This window comes from Mycobacterium sp. NPDC050551, from assembly GCF_040674075.1.
In the GTDB taxonomy this organism is placed as follows: Bacteria; Actinomycetota; Actinomycetes; order Mycobacteriales; family Mycobacteriaceae; genus Mycobacterium.
The window spans coordinates 492,291-508,300 of the sequence record NZ_JBFARC010000001.1; the positions used below are offsets into that span (position 1 = coordinate 492,291).

The 16,010-nt window shown below is 70.3% G+C and carries 17 protein-coding genes; 8 read left to right on the plus strand and 9 right to left on the minus strand.

Annotated elements, in window-relative coordinates; all coding sequences use genetic code 11:
- The 3 genes from AB0K11_RS02345 to AB0K11_RS02355 form a co-directional block, all read right to left on the minus strand.
- On the minus strand, window positions 1–855 hold the full coding sequence (locus tag AB0K11_RS02345) for a TIGR02569 family protein (protein WP_264010867.1): 855 nt from the start codon (window positions 853–855) through the stop codon (window positions 1–3).
- Window positions 856–940: 85 nt separating this feature from the next.
- Window positions 941–2,119 carry an adenylyltransferase/sulfurtransferase MoeZ gene (gene moeZ / locus AB0K11_RS02350; protein ID WP_364971823.1) on the minus strand — a complete coding sequence of 393 codons (1,179 nt, stop codon included), beginning with the start codon at window positions 2,117–2,119 and terminating at the stop codon, window positions 941–943.
- A gap of 111 nt (window positions 2,120–2,230) precedes the next feature.
- A complete protein-coding gene (locus AB0K11_RS02355; protein WP_364971825.1) occupies window positions 2,231–3,268 on the minus strand; it encodes a DUF3152 domain-containing protein in 1,038 nt (345 codons plus the stop codon).
- 169 nt (window positions 3,269–3,437) lie between these two features.
- Here AB0K11_RS02355 and AB0K11_RS02360 point away from each other — a divergent pair, with 169 nt between their 5' ends.
- On the plus strand, window positions 3,438–4,112 hold the full coding sequence (locus tag AB0K11_RS02360) for a TetR/AcrR family transcriptional regulator (protein WP_364971827.1): 675 nt from the start codon (window positions 3,438–3,440) through the stop codon (window positions 4,110–4,112).
- On the opposite strand, the gene AB0K11_RS02365 is transcribed toward AB0K11_RS02360, so the two are convergent.
- Entirely contained in the window at window positions 4,099–4,356 is a 258-nt protein-coding gene (locus AB0K11_RS02365; protein WP_364971828.1) for a DUF3107 domain-containing protein, read from the minus strand. The genes AB0K11_RS02360 and AB0K11_RS02365 overlap by 14 nt on opposite strands.
- Before the next feature lie 244 nt (window positions 4,357–4,600).
- Between AB0K11_RS02365 and AB0K11_RS02370 the strand changes: the two genes are divergently transcribed.
- On the plus strand, window positions 4,601–5,437 hold the full coding sequence (locus AB0K11_RS02370; RefSeq protein ID WP_364971830.1) for a hypothetical protein: 837 nt from the start codon (window positions 4,601–4,603) through the stop codon (window positions 5,435–5,437).
- Window positions 5,438–5,440: 3 nt separating this feature from the next.
- Here the strand turns inward: AB0K11_RS02370 and AB0K11_RS02375 are convergent, their stop codons facing one another.
- Window positions 5,441–6,145 carry a ferritin-like fold-containing protein gene (locus AB0K11_RS02375; RefSeq protein ID WP_364971832.1) on the minus strand — a complete coding sequence of 235 codons (705 nt, stop codon included), beginning with the start codon at window positions 6,143–6,145 and terminating at the stop codon, window positions 5,441–5,443.
- Between the two features lie 254 nt (window positions 6,146–6,399).
- Here AB0K11_RS02375 and AB0K11_RS02380 point away from each other — a divergent pair, with 254 nt between their 5' ends.
- Both AB0K11_RS02380 and AB0K11_RS02385 read left to right on the plus strand, forming a co-directional pair.
- Window positions 6,400–7,872 carry a DEAD/DEAH box helicase gene (locus AB0K11_RS02380; protein ID WP_364971834.1) on the plus strand — a complete coding sequence of 491 codons (1,473 nt, stop codon included), beginning with the start codon at window positions 6,400–6,402 and terminating at the stop codon, window positions 7,870–7,872.
- Window positions 7,873–7,890: 18 nt separating this feature from the next.
- A complete protein-coding gene (locus AB0K11_RS02385) occupies window positions 7,891–9,102 on the plus strand; it encodes a hypothetical protein (RefSeq protein WP_364971835.1) in 1,212 nt (403 codons plus the stop codon).
- A 15-nt stretch (window positions 9,103–9,117) separates the two neighbouring features.
- On the opposite strand, the gene AB0K11_RS02390 is transcribed toward AB0K11_RS02385, so the two are convergent.
- Window positions 9,118–9,825, minus strand: coding sequence for a PP2C family serine/threonine-protein phosphatase (locus AB0K11_RS02390; RefSeq protein WP_364971837.1), 708 nt, complete (start codon window positions 9,823–9,825; stop codon window positions 9,118–9,120).
- Between the two features lie 9 nt (window positions 9,826–9,834).
- A complete protein-coding gene (locus AB0K11_RS02395) occupies window positions 9,835–10,674 on the minus strand; it encodes a ParA family protein (protein WP_364971838.1) in 840 nt (279 codons plus the stop codon).
- A gap of 51 nt (window positions 10,675–10,725) precedes the next feature.
- Here AB0K11_RS02395 and AB0K11_RS02400 point away from each other — a divergent pair, with 51 nt between their 5' ends.
- From AB0K11_RS02400 to AB0K11_RS02410, 3 genes are read left to right on the plus strand one after another with little or no spacing between them, the layout of a single operon-like run.
- Window positions 10,726–11,337 (plus strand): acid phosphatase, encoded by a 612-nt coding sequence (locus tag AB0K11_RS02400; protein WP_364971840.1) that lies wholly within the window; start codon window positions 10,726–10,728, stop codon window positions 11,335–11,337.
- The gene (locus tag AB0K11_RS02405; RefSeq protein ID WP_364971842.1) at window positions 11,334–12,425 is read left to right on the plus strand and encodes an isochorismate synthase; all 1,092 of its coding nucleotides are present in this window, start codon (window positions 11,334–11,336) and stop codon (window positions 12,423–12,425) included. The genes AB0K11_RS02400 and AB0K11_RS02405 overlap by 4 nt, the downstream gene beginning before the upstream one ends.
- Window positions 12,422–12,913: a GNAT family N-acetyltransferase gene (locus AB0K11_RS02410; protein ID WP_364971844.1), complete on the plus strand. Its 492-nt coding sequence runs from the start codon at window positions 12,422–12,424 to the stop codon at window positions 12,911–12,913. The genes AB0K11_RS02405 and AB0K11_RS02410 overlap by 4 nt, the downstream gene beginning before the upstream one ends.
- Here AB0K11_RS02410 and AB0K11_RS02415 read toward each other — a convergent pair.
- Entirely contained in the window at window positions 12,859–13,299 is a 441-nt protein-coding gene (locus AB0K11_RS02415; RefSeq protein ID WP_364971846.1) for a hypothetical protein, read from the minus strand. The two genes, AB0K11_RS02410 and AB0K11_RS02415, sit on opposite strands and share 55 nt — an antisense overlap.
- Window positions 13,300–13,363: 64 nt before the next feature.
- The gene (locus AB0K11_RS02420; protein WP_364971848.1) at window positions 13,364–15,187 is read right to left on the minus strand and encodes a TIM barrel protein; all 1,824 of its coding nucleotides are present in this window, start codon (window positions 15,185–15,187) and stop codon (window positions 13,364–13,366) included.
- Between the two features lie 89 nt (window positions 15,188–15,276).
- Between AB0K11_RS02420 and AB0K11_RS02425 the strand changes: the two genes are divergently transcribed.
- A complete protein-coding gene (locus AB0K11_RS02425; protein WP_364971850.1) occupies window positions 15,277–15,921 on the plus strand; it encodes a TetR/AcrR family transcriptional regulator in 645 nt (214 codons plus the stop codon).
- The last annotated feature ends 89 nt before the right edge of the window (window positions 15,922–16,010 follow it).

A 16,010-nucleotide genomic window follows, 5' to 3' on the forward strand; every position in this document is an offset into this window, starting at 1 on the left:
CTACAGGACCAGCCGGACCAGCGCAGCGGTACGGGCCAGCCCCGGGAACGCCGCGGCGGTCGAACGTGGATGCAGCGCGTGTACCGCGAGCCGGAACATCAACGCCCGCAACAACATCTGCGGCCACTCCGGCAGCGAGGCCCACCGCTCGATGAGGCCGTCGTCGGATTCACCCCAGGCCAGGGCGTCGACGACCACCACACCGGCCGCCCACGACGCCGGCCGCCAGTACGGGGTGATGTCGGTGATGCCGGGCGCGGCGGCCCCGGCGAACAACACCGTGCCGTAGAGGTCGCCGTGCACCAGCTGGCTGGGGCTCTTGGTGGGTTTGCGCAGCCCTGCGAGCTGACCGATGAGTTCGACCGAACGCTGCCCGTCGGCCGATCCGGGCGACACCCGCGCGCCGGGCGGCAGCTTCTGCAGCGGCCGTTCCTCCCAGGCCGCGCGGTCGGCGGCGATGAAGACGTCCACGTCGGCCCACGGCGCGACAGGAGGCTGGGTCAGGAATCGGGGTCGTTCGAGTTTGGCAGTGGCCTCGTGCAGCCGCACCGCGGCCGAGACGACCTCGTCGTGGCGGGGTTCCGGCGTCCCGGCGACGAAGGTGTCGGCCCGCCACCCGGCGACCACGTACCGGCCGTCGGTCGACCGGACCGGCCGGGCCAGCCGGACGCCGTCGACGAACAGCGTCTCGCGGACCTTGGCCGACCAGGCGGCCCGCGCGTGGTCGGCGATCAGCGAGAGCACCACCTCGCCGCAGCGCCAGCCGCCCTCCCACGTCGACCCGAGCGCCACCGGCCGCTGGCCGGTCAGCCCGAACGCCGCCAGCACGTGCTCCGGCGGACGAGGGTCAGTCACACGGCACAGGCTACCGGCGACAAGTCGCAGGTCGGTGCGCCGTGCAGCCTTGTGTCGGCGTCGTGTCGCGACCGTGACCGTCGGGTCAGTACATCACCATGTCGGGTTCGAGCTGCCTGCCCCAGGCGACGATGCCGCCCTGGACGTGCATCGCGTCGGAGAACCCGGCCTTCTTCGCGATCGCCAGCACCTCGGCCGACCGCACACCCGTCTTGCAATAGAACACCGGCGTGCGGTCCACCTTCAGCTTCGACAGCGCCTCGCCGGTCTCGAACGCACCCTTGGGGATCAGCTCGGCGCCCTCGATGCGGTTGATGTCCCACTCGACCTGCTCCCGCACGTCGATCAGTGCAAGCGGCTTACCCGAATCGAGCAGTTCACGCAGCTCACGGGGGGTGATGGTGGAGTCGGCGGCGGCCTCGGCGGCCGCGTCGGACACCACGCCGCAGAACGCCTCGTAGTCGATCAGCTCGGTGATCTTCGGGGTCTCCGGGTCCTTGCGGATCTTGATCGTCCGGTACGTCATGTCCAGTGCGTCGTACACCATCAGCCGGCCGAGCAGCGGGTCACCGATGCCGGTGATCAACTTGATCGCCTCGGTCCCCATCACCGACGCGATGGACGCGCACAGGATCCCGAGCACGCCACCTTCGGCGCAGGACGGCACCATCCCGGGCGGCGGCGGCTCCGGGTAGAGGTCCCGGTAGTTCAGGCCGAGGCCGTTCGGGGCGTCCTCCCAGAACACCGACACCTGGCCCTCGAAGCGGTAGATCGAGCCCCACACGTAGGGCTTGCCCGCCAGCACGGCCGCGTCGTTGACCAGGTAGCGGGTCGCGAAGTTGTCGGTGCCGTCGAGGATCAGGTCGTACTGCTCGAACAGCTCGAGCGCGTTGTCGGGTTCCAGCCGCACCTCGTGCAGCCGGACGTCGACGAGCGGGTTGATCTCCTTGATGGAGTCGCGGGCGCTCTGCGCCTTGGACCGCCCGATGTCGGACTGGCCGTGAATGACCTGGCGCTGCAGGTTGGACTCGTCGACCACGTCGAACTCGACGATGCCGATCGTGCCGACGCCGGCCGCGGCGAGGTACAGCAGCGTCGGCGAGCCGAGCCCGCCTGCGCCGATCACCAGCACCTTCGCGTTCTTGAGGCGCTTCTGACCGTCGACACCCAGGTCGGGGATGATCAGGTGGCGGCTGTAGCGCGCGACCTCTTCGCGGGTCAGTTCGGCCGCTGGTTCGACCAGCGGCGGCAACGGTGACGACACCGATATCTCCTCAGTTCCTGCGGGCTGCAGACGTGGGCGTACCCCATCACAATAGGCACTTTCCACAACCGTGAACGCCCCGTATTGCTTCCCGTCCGACGGTCGCGGGAATCAGGCGATCGGGTACGGCCAGGGGTTGAACCGGCAGGTCTTGCCGTCGGCGCGCACGGTTTCCGGGTCGAACTTGGCCGCGTCGTTGTTGTTGGTCGAGAACGTCTGCTGCATCATGATCGGCGCCAGCGCGCCGTTCTCCGCGCACTGCTCGTGCCGCTGGTACCCGATGGCGTGGCCGACCTCGTGATTGATGAGGTACTGCCGGTAGGAGCCGATGTCGCCCTGGAACGGCACGGCGCCGCGCACCCACCGGGCCTCGTTGAGCAACACCCGCGGCTGTGCGCCGGCGTAGGCCGGGTTGTAGCAGGACGCCTCGAGCTGGATGTCGTAGCCGCAGCCCTCCCGGACGGTCATCGGCGAGGTCAGCGACACCCGGAAGTCCGGTTCGACGCCGGACGCGGCGTCGACGCGGGTGAACGCGAACTGCGGATTGTGCGTCCAGCTCTTGGGGTTGGCGAGCGTCTCGCTGACCATCCGGGCGAAGCCCTCGTCGCCGCCGATGGTCGTGGTGTCCACCCCGTCCTCGACCTCGACGGTGTAGGTGAACACCTTGGTGGTGCCCTGGCCTGCCTGCGGGGTGGCGCCGGGGACGACGTGCCACGTCCTCGCACCGGCCTCGGTGAACGGGCCGCCCTCGGGCAGGATCCCGGTCGGCAGGCTGGCGTCGAACTGCGTCAGCCCCTTCGGCGGTGCGCCGACGATGGCGGTGCTCGACACCCCGAGCGTCGGCGGTCCCTGCACCGGCCCCTGCTCGTCGTCGGCGGCCTGCGGCGCGCTGGTGCCGGTGATGGTCTGGTAGATCACCACGGCGGTGAGCACCATCAGCACCGGCAGCGCGTAGGCGCGCCAGCCATAGGTGGAGACGAACCGACCGAGCCAGGTCTGCTTGCGCCAGCGCTTGTGCTCGTCGCGATTGCTGCGGACCCGCCCCGAGTCGACGGCCAGCGGATCACGCTGTGCGCGCAGTGGCTCCCGCCATTCGTTGCGCAGCGCCGGGGCACGACCGGGCCCGCGACGCCCCGGGTCGTAGGTCACCGAAACAGGATGGCACAGAGGTGGGCACTTGCACCTCCGCCGCGCCACCGCGGAGGCAGCGGAGGTCGTCCTCGCGCACACCGCCGAAGATCGGTAGTAGTGTCGTTTCGATGAGCGGCTTGGGTGAAACACACCCAAGAGCGCCACTGGAATCCAGATTGAGGACTTGATGAGCGATCTCGCCAACACCGCCGAGAGGAGAGGTGCCAAGAGCGGCGACACCGCGCCGTCCTCGGGTAGCGGCCGCCGCGGCAACCGGCTCCCCCGCGACGAGCGGCGCAGCCAGCTACTGGTTGCTGCCAGCGAGATCTTCGTCGACCGCGGCTACCACGCCGCAGGCATGGACGAGATCGCAGATCGTGCGGGCGTCAGCAAACCCGTTCTCTACCAACACTTCTCATCGAAGCTCGAGCTGTACCTCGCGGTTCTGCAGCGCCATGTCGACAACCTGGTCTCCGGAGTCCGCCAGGCACTGCGCACCACCACCGACAACCGGCAGCGGCTCCGCGCGGCGATCCACGCGTTCTTCGACTTCATCGAGCACGACAGCCAGGGCTACCGGCTGATCTTCGAGAACGACTACACCACCGAGCCACAGGTCGCCTCGCAGGTCAAAGTCGCCACCGAGGCGTGCACCGACGCGGTGTTCGACCTGATCAGCCGGGATTCCGGCCTCGAGGCGCACCGCGCCCGGATGATCGCGGTGGGTCTGGTCGGCATCAGCGTCGACTGTGCGCGCTACTGGCTCGACAGCGAGCGCCCCATCTCCAAGGACGCCGCGGTCGAAGGCACCGTGCAGTTCGCCTGGGGCGGCCTGTCACACGTGCCGCTCACCCGTTCTTGACGGCCTCGGCCCCCACCACGCCGACACCGAATCCGACCCGGCGCACGTCTGCGGCGCCGATCTCGACGTAGGCGATCCGGCCGCTCTGCACGAGGTAGCGGCGGCCCTTCACGTCGGTCAGGGAAAGTACGCCGGACTCGCCGCTCAGTGCCGCGGAGACCGCCTCCTCCACCTCGGCGGGAGTCTGCACGCTGTTGAACGACAACTCGCGCGGGCTGTCCGTGACACCGATCTTGACCTCCACGTTGAACCCTTTCTCGCCTCGGCACCGTCGAGAGTCGACCTGATGCGCTCTCCTGCTGAGCAGGCTAGTGGACGGTACGGCACCCGCGCCGCCGTGGGCGGTTCGCGCTGAGCGAAGCGTGTTCCGGAGCGCGATCGAACCGAGTCCCGACCGTGACCAACACACGGGCTGACACACCTCATCCGTCACTTCTGCCCCGATAGCATCGGGGCCGGTAGTGGACGAGACGATGGGGAAAAACCCGATGGACAGGCGATATTCGGCGAACTCGCCGTACACGACGGCGCCCACCGAGCGGTTCGACGCAGCGACGACCCGGATCGCCGACGGCGGCGTCGGCTATGCCGAGCCCACCTCGCGCGTGGAGGACTATCCGGCGTACGAGGACTACCCGTACGGCGCCGGCTACGACTCGCTGCGCGACACCGGATACGACACCGACTACCGCAGCGCCGACGACTCCGAAGATTCCGGGGAGTCCGACGCCTACGAAGGATTCGACGACGAGCCGCTGCTCGACCCCCGGTGGAAGTTCATCGCAGGCGTCGCGGGCGCGGTGCTGCTCGTCGCCGTGATCTGCACGGTGGTGATCCTCGGCGGCGGCGACAGCGGTTCGGTCACCGCGACGATGGTGCCCCCGACACAGACCAGCCAACCGGCCACCACCGCGGCGCCACCGCCGGCCGCCACGTCCGCACCGACGTCGCTGCCCGCCGAGACGGTCACCACCGTGACACCGTCGCCGAGCGCGACCGCCGCCGCGCCCGTACCCCCTCCGGCCGCGGCCGCACCCCCGCCGCCTGCGCCGAGTCCGCGCACCATCACCTACCAGGTGACCGGCAACCGACCGCTGCTCGATCTGGTCACGGTGATCTACACCGACCACCAGGGCGCGCTGCAGAGCGAGGTCAACGTGGCATTGCCGTGGACGAGGACCGTGGTGCTCGACCCCGGCGTCGATTTGAAGTCGGTGACCGCGACCAGCGTCACCGGTCAGCTCAACTGTGCGATCACCGACGCCGCGGGGGCGACCCTGGCGTCGCAGGCGGCCAACACGATGATCGCCACCTGCACCCAGTGACCGTCAGGCCAGGCCGAGCTCCTGCATCCGCGCGCTGTGGGTGTTCTGCAACCGGTCGAAGAACTCGGTGAGCTGGGTCAGTCCCTCACCGCTGGAGACCACCAGGTCGACGAGTGCGTCGTGTTCGGCCAGCACGTACTGGGCCTGGGTGATGGCCTCGCCGAGCAGCCGCCGGGACCACAGCGCGAGGCGGTGGCGCTGCTTGTCGCTGGCGGTGACGGCGGCGCGCACCTCGGCGACCACGAACTGCGAGTGGCCGGTCTCGGCGAGCACGCCGCGCACCACGTCGGACACCTCGGCGGGCAGCGAGTCAGCGATCTCCAGGTAGAAGTCGGCGGCCAGTGCGTCACCGATGTAGGTCTTCACCAACGCCTCCAGCCAGGTGCTCGGAGTGGTCAGCCGGTGATAATTCTCCAGCGCGGAGGCGAACTTCGTCATCGCGGGGATCACGTCGACTCCCCTGCGCTGCAACGCATCCCGCAGCAACTCGTAATGGCCCATCTCGGCTGCGGCCATGCTCGCCATGTTGATCCGGCCACGCAGATTGGGCGCCATCCGCGCCTCTTCGGTCAGCCGGTAGAACGCGGCGACCTCGCCGTAGGCCAGCAGTGCGAACAGCTCGTCGACCCCTCGATGGGCGGCCGAGACGCCCGACGTCGCCGGGTTGACCGTCTGCTCGGGCGTGGCCGCGGCCGGGGTCGAATTCATGACCCAACTCTAGACGCCGGCCCGCGCAGCAACCCGTTGAGAGCGCGACCAGCTATCATGGGGGCGGATACCGGCGTAAAGCTCTGCTGAGCCGGGACCGAGAAATGTGCGTGCACGCCATGGGCCCGATACCTCGCTGTGCCCAGCGGATCGCCAACGCCCCGCCTCCGGGGCGATGAGACCGCGTCTTTCGTTTCACTCGTGCGCGCGTGACGCAAACGAGGATTGACCACGAAAGGCTCTGTCTACTCCGTATGACTCCACTGCCACCTCTCACCAAGTCCTTCGCCGAACTCGGTGTGCGCGACGAGATCGTCCGCGCCCTCGCCGAGGAGGGTATCGAGCACCCGTTCGCCATCCAAGAGCTCACGCTGCCGATGGCGCTGGCCGGCGACGACCTGATCGGTCAGGCCCGCACCGGCATGGGCAAGACCTACGCGTTCGGCGTTCCGCTGCTGCAGCGCGTCACCACCGACACCGAGAAGGAGCTGACGGGGATCCCCCGCGCCCTGATCGTGGTGCCGACCCGTGAGCTGTGCCTGCAGGTCTACAACGACCTCGCGCTGGCCTCGAAGCATCTGCGGGCAGGCGATCGCAAGTTCTCCGTGGTGTCCATCTACGGCGGACGGCCCTACGAGCCGCAGATCGAGTCGCTGCGCAGCGGCGCCGACGTCGTGGTCGGCACCCCGGGCCGGCTGCTCGACCTCGCCCAGCAGGGCCACCTGCAGCTGGGCGGCCTGTCGGTGCTGGTGCTCGACGAGGCCGACGAGATGCTCGACCTGGGCTTCCTGCCCGACATCGAGCGGATCCTGCGGCTGACACCCGACACCCGCCAGGCGATGCTGTTCTCGGCGACCATGCCGGACCCGATCATCACGCTGGCCCGCACCTTCATGAACCAGCCGACCCACATCCGGGCCGAGGCGCCGCAGTCGTCGCAGACCCACGACACCACCGTGCAGTTCGCCTACCGCGCGCACGCGCTGGACAAGGTCGAGATGGTGGCCCGCATCCTGCAGGCCGAGGGCCGCGGCGCGACGATGATCTTCACCCGCACCAAGCGCACCGCGCAGAAGGTCGCCGACGAGCTGGCCGAGCGCGGCTTCAAGGTCGGCGCCGTGCACGGTGACCTCGGCCAGAGCGCCCGCGAGAAGGCTCTCAAGTCCTTCCGCACCGGCGAGGTCGACGTGCTGGTGGCCACCGACGTGGCGGCCCGCGGCATCGACATCGACGACATCACCCACGTCATCAACTTCCAGATCCCGGAGGACGAGCAGGCCTACGTGCACCGCATCGGGCGCACCGGCCGGGCCGGCAAGACCGGCATCGCCGTCACGCTGGTGGACTGGGACGAGCTGCCCCGCTGGACGATGATCGACAAGGCGCTCGGCCTGAACACCCCCGATCCCGCAGAGACGTACTCCAACTCGCCGCACCTCTACGAGGAGCTGGGCATCCCGGCCGAGTCCGGCGGCTCCGTCGGCAGAGCCACCCGCACCTCGGACAAGCCCAAGCGCGAACCCCGCGACCGCGACCGCGATGCCAAGCCGGCACGCACCCGCAACCGCAGGAGGACCCGCGCGGGCGAGACCCCCACCGAGCACAGCGCCGGGACCGACACCGACGCACCGGCCCAGAGCGCCGACGGCGAATCGTCGGAGGGGTCGCCGGCCAAGCGGCGCCGTCGCCGTCGTCCGCGCAAGACCGCGGCCGCAGGCGCCAGCTAGCGGTCCCGCGACCGGCAGATGGTCACACCCGAGCGCCGCACCCGCGGCGACATCGTGGCGGCGCTCGTCATCGCCGCGGTGGTCGTGGTGACGGCGGGCCTGATCTGGTGGACCAGTGATGCGCGGGCGACGATCAGCCGCCCCGCCGCCACCCCGGTGCCCGCCCTGCAGACGCCCCGCGAGATCCCGGCGTCCCTCCAGCAGCGCTGGACGGTGCCCAGCCCCAAGACCACGACTCCGCTGGTGGTCGCGGGCGCGGTGGTGACCGGCAACGGCCGCGACGTCGAGGCACGCGATCCGGCGACCGGCGCCACGCTGTGGAGCTATGCACGCGACGTCGACCTGTGCGGCGTCACCTACGTCTACTACGACGTGGTGGCCGTGTACCCCGACGCCCGCGGCTGCGGCCAGGTGAGCACCATCGACGGGAAGACCGGCCGCCGCGGACCGGCCCGCACCGCCTACGCCGATCCCGAGGTGACGTTGTCGGCCGACGGCACCACGGTGCTGTCGGCCGGGGACAGCAGGCTCGAACTGTGGCGCTCGGACATGGTCCGGATGCTCAGCTACGGCGCCCTGGACGCCCGGATCAAGCCCGGTGTCCCGCCGTCGCCGGTGTGCCGGCTGGTGTCGGCCGCGGCGAGCTCGACGGCCGTGTCGGTGCTCGAGGCCTGTCCGCACGAAGCCGACCTGCGGTTGACGCTGCTGCGGCCGTCGGACGAGGAGGACACCCCGGAGACCCAGTTCGTCCCCCAACCGGGCGTGTCCGACGACTCGGGCGCCCGGGTGATCGCGGTGTCCGACGTCACGACCGCGGTGTACGTGCCGACCCCGAAGCCCGTGGTGAACATCGTCGACGAGACCGGCGCCACGGTGGCCACCACGCCCCTGCCGGGACCGGTGTCGCCGCAGGCGGCCATGTCGCGCGCCGGCGACCTCATCACCTGGTGGACGGGCAACGCGGTGATGGTCTTCGACAGCGACGAACTGCGCTACAAGTACACGATCAGCCCGTCCGGCGGCGCCGCCGCGGTCGGGCCGGCCACCGCGCTCGCGGGACGGCTCCTGGTGCCGGTCACCACCGGCTACGACGTCTTCGACGCCGCGACCGGCGACGGCCAGCGGCACATCCCGCTGCAGCGGCCCCCGTCGACGGCACCCGTCGTCCCCGCGGTGGCGGGCTCGATGCTGGTCGAGCAGCGCGGTGAGCAACTGGTCGCACTCGGCTGAGCACGGCTGCGGCCGTCAGGCCAGGTCGATCACCACGACCGTGACGTTGTCGGAGCCACCGGCGCCGTTGGCCAGCGCGACGAGTCCGCGCGCCGCCTCGTCGGGATCCACCGGCGCCGCGGTGGCCAGGATCTCGTCGTCGTGCACCTGGCCGAACAACCCGTCGGAGCTGATCAGCAGCCGATCCCCCGGGCGGCAGTCCACGTCGACCACCCGCGGGTCCACCGTCGGCGAGATACCGAGCGCCCGGGTCAGCAGGTGTCGCTTCGGGTGCCAGCGCGCCTCGTCCTCGGTCAGCTCACCGGCGCGCACCAGATGGGCCACGACGCTGTCGTCCTCCGTCAGCCGGTCCAGCGCGCCGTCGCGGATCCGGTACAGCCGCGAATCGCCGATGGTCATCGCGACGGGGCCGCCGTCGGCGTCCGACAGCATCGCCAGCGCGACGAGCGTGGTGCCCATGGTCGCGTTGCCGGTCAGAGTGGCGGAGTGGTCCCAGATGCGGGTGTTGGCGTCACCGACCGCACGAAACAGCCCCTCCCGGTCCGGCGCGGCGGCGAACACCGTGCTCAGCGCCTCGACCGCCAGCCGGCTGGCGATGTCGCCGTAGGTGCCGAACCCGTCGGCGACCACGTAGAGCGGATCCTCGACCAGCGCGCTGTCCTGGTTGGTCGGCCGCACCGGACCCTTGTCGGTGGCGGTCGCAGCGGTCGAGACGGTGGCCATCGGGGCGGCTCACACCTCCGGGGTGAAGGTGGCCATCGCCTTGCCGGTCTTCCAGTGCTTGAGCAGGGCCGCCGCCAATTCGCGGTAGGCCTGGGCACCCTTGTTCTTGCGCCCCGCCAGCACCGACGCGCCCGATGCGCTGGCCTCGGCGAACCGCACGGTGCGCGGGATCGGCGGCGCCAGGACGGGCAGACCGTAGCGGTCGGCGACGTCGAGCAGCACATCGCGGCTGTGGGTGGTGCGCGAGTCGTACAGCGTGGGCAGCGCGCCGAGGAGCGTCAGGTCCGGATTGGTGATCTGCTGCACGTCGGAGATCGTGCGCAGGAACTGTCCGACGCCCCGGTGGGCCAGCGTCTCGCACTGCAGGGGCACGATCGCCTCGGTGGCAGCGGTGAGCCCGTTGAGGGTGAGCACGCCCAGCGACGGCGGGCAGTCGATGATCACGATGTCGAACCGGTCCTTGGCCCGGCCCGACTTCCCGGTGTCCACCGGTCCGGTGATCTTGGCCAGTGCGCGCTTGAGCGCATACTCGCGGCCGGCCCGCATCAGCAGCATCGCCTCGGCGCCGGCGAGGTCGATGTTGGCCGGCAGCAACGTCATTCCCTCGGGCGTCTCGACCAGCGCCGCGTCCGGTTCGACGTCGCCGAGCAGCACCTCGTGCACCGACACCGGCAGCTTGTCCGGGTCGTGGCCCAGCGAGAACGTCAGTGACCCCTGCGGGTCGAGGTCGACGAGCAGCACCCGCCTGCCCTGCTCGGTCAGCGCCGCGCCCAACGATGCCACCGTCGTCGTCTTGGCGACCCCACCCTTTTGATTGGCTATCGCGAGTACCCCCGTCACGGTGTTCATCCTCACATGCGCACCGACCCGGTCGTTGGACGTGCGGCAGAATCGGTGGGCGTGAGTGTTCTGCAGCACCGACTGTTCCTCCTGCGGCACGGCGAGACCGAGTGGTCTCGATCCGGCCGGCACACGAGTCACACCGACCTGGACCTCACCGAGCTGGGCCGGGAGCGTGCCGAGCAAGCGGCGGAGGCGATCGCCGAGCTGGAGCTGGACGACCCGTTCGTGATCAGCAGCCCCATGGTGCGGGCGGTGCGGACCGCCGAACTCGCCGGCCTGCGGGTCGACGAGGTCTCGCCGCTTCTGCAGGAGTGGGATTACGGCGACTACGAAGGACTGACCACACCGCAGATCCGGGAGTCGGTGCCCGATTGGCTGATCTGGACGCATGGCGCCCTGGGCGGCGAAAGTGTCGCCGCGGTCACCGAACGTGCCGACGGCGCGGTGGACCTCGCGCTGCAGTACATGGCGTCACGCGATGTGGTGTTCGTCGGACACGCGCACTTCTCCCGCTCGGTGATCTCCCGGTGGGTCGAGTTGCCCGTACCGAAGGGCATCCGCTTCGCGATGGCGCCGGCGTCGATCGCCGTCCTCGGATTCGAGCACGGTGTCCGCCAGATCATCGCGCAGGGGCTCACGGGACACACGGATTCGTGTAAACCGCGGTGAACGCGCCCTTCGTCCTGGCCGGCCCGGACGGCGTGGTGGTCGCCGCCGGAACCCGCACCGGTTACCGGCGGCTGGCCGACGCGCAGGCGGCGCTCTCCGCCGGTGACGCGTCGATCGTCGTGGGCGCGCTGCCTTTCGACGTGTCGCAGCCGACGGCGCTGATGGCGCCCGAGGCGGTGCGTTTCACCGGCGCGCTGCCGGACTGGCCGGTCCGCCCGCTGCCTGCCGTGCGCGTCGCACGGGCACTGCCCGAGCCCGCCGAGCACCGGGCCCGGGTCGCGGCCGCCGTGCGGCGGCTCAACGACCCGGCGGCCGGACTGCACAAGGTGGTGCTGGCCCGCTCGCTGCAGTTGGTCGCCGACGGGCGGGTCGACGGGTGGACCGTGCTGACCCGGTTGGTGGCCGACGACCCCTCCGCCACCGGGTATCTGGTCGACCTCAGCCCGGCAGGAGGCGTCCACACCGGCACCGTGCTGGTCGGGGCGACGCCCGAACTGCTGGTGGCGCGCCGAGGCGACGTGGTGACCTGCCGGCCGTTCGCGGGCTCCGCGCCGCGCTCCGCCGACCCGGACACCGACCGGGCGAATGGTGCGGCGCTTGCCGACTCCGCGAAGAACCGCCACGAGCACCAGCTCGTCGTGGACGCGATGCGCAAGGCACTCGACCCGCTGTGCGTCGATCTGCAGATCGCGCCGACGCCCACGCTGAGCAGGACCGCGGCGGTGTGGCACCTGAACACGCCGATCACCGCCCGGCTTCGCGAAAGGTCAACCACCGCACTGGATCTGGCGGTCGCGCTGCACCCGACGCCAGCCGTCGGCGGTGTGCCCGCGGATACGGCCGCCGCACTGATCACCGAACTCGAGGGCGACCGCGGCTTCTACGCCGGCGCCGTCGGCTGGTGCGATGCGCGCGGCGACGGCAGCTGGGTGGTGTCCATCCGCGGCGCGCAGCTGTCCGCGGACCGGCGCAGCGCCGACGCCAGGGCAGGCGGCGGCATCGTCGCCGAATCCGACCCGGACGACGAAGTCGACGAGACCACGACGAAGTTCAGGACCATCCTGTCCGGTTTGGGGGTGCAGACATGAGCGGGACCACGATCCGGCCGGTGCGGCGGGGCGACGAGGCCGAACTCGCCGCGATGATTCACGAGCTCGCCGAGTTCGAACGCGCCGCCGCGGGGTGCACGGTGACCGAGAGTCAGCTCGCGACAGCGCTTTTCGGTGACCGCCCGGTGGTCTTCGGACACATCGTGGAAGTCGACGGCGCGCCCGCCGCCGCGGCGCTGTGGTTCTACAACTTCTCGACCTGGGACGGTGTCGCCGGCATCTACCTCGAGGACCTGTTCGTCCGCCCGCAGTTCCGCCGCCGCGGCCTGGCCCGTGCGCTGCTCTCGACCCTCGCCCGCGAGTGCGTCGAGCACGGCTACTCGCGGCTGAGCTGGGCGGTGCTGGACTGGAACGCCGACGCGATCGCCACCTACGACGCGCTGGGCGGAAAACCGCAGACCGACTGGATCACCTACCGGGTGTCGGGCCCTGAATTGTCGGCGCTGGCGGCCCCACCGGCGTCCTGATCGTCGGGCGCGGCCAGCCACTGCAGCGTTGCCGGACTGAACAGCAGCACCAGCACCACCAGCGCGGTCAGCGCCAGCGGGATGCCGTAGGCCCACTGGTGTGATCCGACACCGACGTACCAGGACACCCCCAGCAGCAACAGCTGGGCGAACACCGCCACCCCGCGGCCCCACCTGCGGCCGGTCCACAGCGCCCAGCCCGCCGCCGCGACGGCGCCGCCGATGATCGCGAACCAGCCTGCGGTCCCGTAGAAGTTCAGGCCCGGCTCGCGCTCACCGGACAGCCCGCTCACCACGTAGAACACCGCCGCCGCCAGTCCGGCCGCACCCTGCAGCAGCACCACTACCGCCGCCATCCGCACGGTCGACGGCGCGGGTACCGTCACCGGGCCCGCCGATCGGTCAGGCCGGCGTCCGGCTGGTGGCGCTGCGCACGTCGTTCGGTCACCGTCACACGGTAGCGACGTGCGAACCGCGCTGTGCCGCCAGTCGTACCGGGGCGTTGTCGGCGCCGTAGCCGTCGTACTGGCCGCGGCGCTGCACGAACTCGAAGAACACCGTGCCCACGGTGCGGGTGTAGAAGTGCACGAACTCGCCGCCGTCGGGGTCGCGGTCGTAGAGCAGGTCGAGCTCGTTGAGTTCCTCGACCACCGCGGCGTCGAGGCCGAACCGGCCGGCCAGGTAGTCGTAGTAGTTGTCCGGCACCGGGAGGAACCGGGCGCCGCGGCTGCGCGCGGCCCTGGCCACGGCGAAGATGTCCGCGCAGGCGAACGCGACGTGCTGGGGCATCGTCACGTCGTCGAGAACCTGCGGTGCGACGTTCAGCGGTATCCGCACCGCACCGTCGACGGTCCGCAGCACCTGGCTGCGCACCAGGCCGGTGGGGCCGGGCACTTCGGCGGGCGTGCCGGCCGACAGGCCGAAGACGCTGGTGAGGAACAGCACGGCGTCCTCTGCGGTGTGCCACGGTTGCGACAGGTTGACGTGGTCGATGGCGCGGACGGCCGTCGGCGTCGGCGGGCGCCCGCCGTCGAACTCGTGCACCCAGGCCGGCTCCGATCCACCGGCGGGTTCGGTCACCCAGAACAGCTCGGTGCCGTCCGGAGCGACGGCCGACCCGAGGGCCTGCTCCGCGGCGTAGGTCCGGCGGTAGGCCACGGGAGCCATCAATTCTCGCGCGCGCCTGGTGGTCTCGCCCCCGTCAGGGACCTGGAAGCCGACAGCCGCGACGTGCGGCGCCTGGTCGCGGGCCTGCTGTTCGTTGAGCACCACCCTGGCGTCGCCGGCGACCCACAGCGAGACCGGCTTCGTGCGGTGGCGTCCCGCGGAGGTGAAGCCGAACTGCTCGAGCAGCACCTCGACGTGGGTGGTCTCCTCCGCCTTGATCTCGACGAAGTCGAACGCCGTGGGCGGCTTGGCGGGCGTCAGCGCCACCACGTCGCGGCGCCACCCCTCCGGTTTCCGGTGCGCGGTCTTGTCCTGCAGCCACAGCAGCGAGCGCAGCGCGTGCACCGCGGTGCGCTCGGGGTCGGTCTGCCGGAAGGTGTCGTTGAAGACCTCGAGTGACAGCGGCCCGTCGTACCCGGTGGCCAGCACCCGGGACAGGAATCCGGGCAGGTCGAATGCGCCCTCGCCCGGGAACAGGCGGTGATGGCGGCTCCAGGAGAGCACGTCCATGGTGAGCGCGGGCGCGTCGGCGAGCTGCAGGAAGAAGATCTTCTCGCTCGGGATCCGCTCGATGTCGGCCGGATCGTGGCCGCGGGACAGCACGTGGAAGCTGTCCAGGCACGTACCGACCGCGGGGTGGTCGGCGAGTTCCACGACGCGCCAGGCCCGCCGGTAGTCGTCGATGAAGCGGCCCCACGCCAGTGCCTCGAAGGCGACCCTGATGCCGTACTCGGCGGCGAGATCGCCCAGCCTGCGGAGTTGGCGGGCCGAGACCTCGTCGGAGTCGACGGTGGCCGTCGCGACGTTGCTGCACACCAGGATGGTGTCGATGCCGAGCCGTGCGGCCGTGGCGAAGGTGGCACCCGCGCGACGCAGGTTCTCCGCGAACGTCGCCTCGTCGACACCCTCGATGTCGCGCAGCGGTTGGTACAGGTCGAGCGACAGTCCGAGCCGCCGCGCCAGGCTGCGAATCTCCTCGGGACTGCGGTCGTTGGCGATGAGATCCGGCTCGAACACCTCGACCCCGTCGAATCCGGCGGCGGCGCAGGCATGCAGTTTCTCGGTCAGGGAGCCACTCAACGAGACGGTGGCGATGGAAGTCCTCATGGGCCGTCCTCCAATCGCCACTAATGTACGAAATAGTTAGTTAAGCCACAAGGGCCTACTGCCGCGGCGACCCCGCTAGGCTCGGCGAAGTGACCACCGAGTCCCGCCCCGAGCTGCAGCGCGACGCGGAACGCACGCGGTCGGAGCTGCTCGAGGTGGCGACCACGGTGTTCGCCGAATCCGGGTATTCGGGCGCGCGGGTCGACGAGATCGCCGAGCGCACCCGCACCACCAAGCGGATGATCTACTACTACTTCGGCGGCAAAGAGCAGCTGTACATGGCCGTGCTGGAGAAGGCCTACCTCGGCATCCGCGAGGCCGAGCAGCGCTTGGCGGTCGACCACGTGGATCCGGTGGACGCGCTGCGCGCACTGGCCGGCCTGACCTTCGACCACCACATCGCCCATCAGGAGTTCATCCGCCTGGTGTCCATCGAGAACATCCACCGCGGCGAGTTCATCGGCCGGCTCGAATCATTGCGCACGCTGTCGAGACCGGCGACGACGCTGCTCGACGAGATCCTGCAGAACGGCAGGCGCGCGGGGGTCTTCCGGCAGGACGCCGACGCGCTCGACGTGCACATCGTGATCAGCTCGTTCTGCGTGTTCCAGGTCGCCAACCGGTACACGTTCGGCTACCTGTTCGGCATCGACTTCACCGAGCCCTCGCGGCGCGCTCACCTGCGCAAGATGCTCGGCGACGTGGTCGTCGGCTGGCTCACCTCCGCGCCCTGACCCGGACCTGACCGCGGAGACCCGCTTCACAGCACGGGGTTGACGTGAGCGCGGTCACTGTGTTCTCCTCGACGTACGTACTAGTTAGT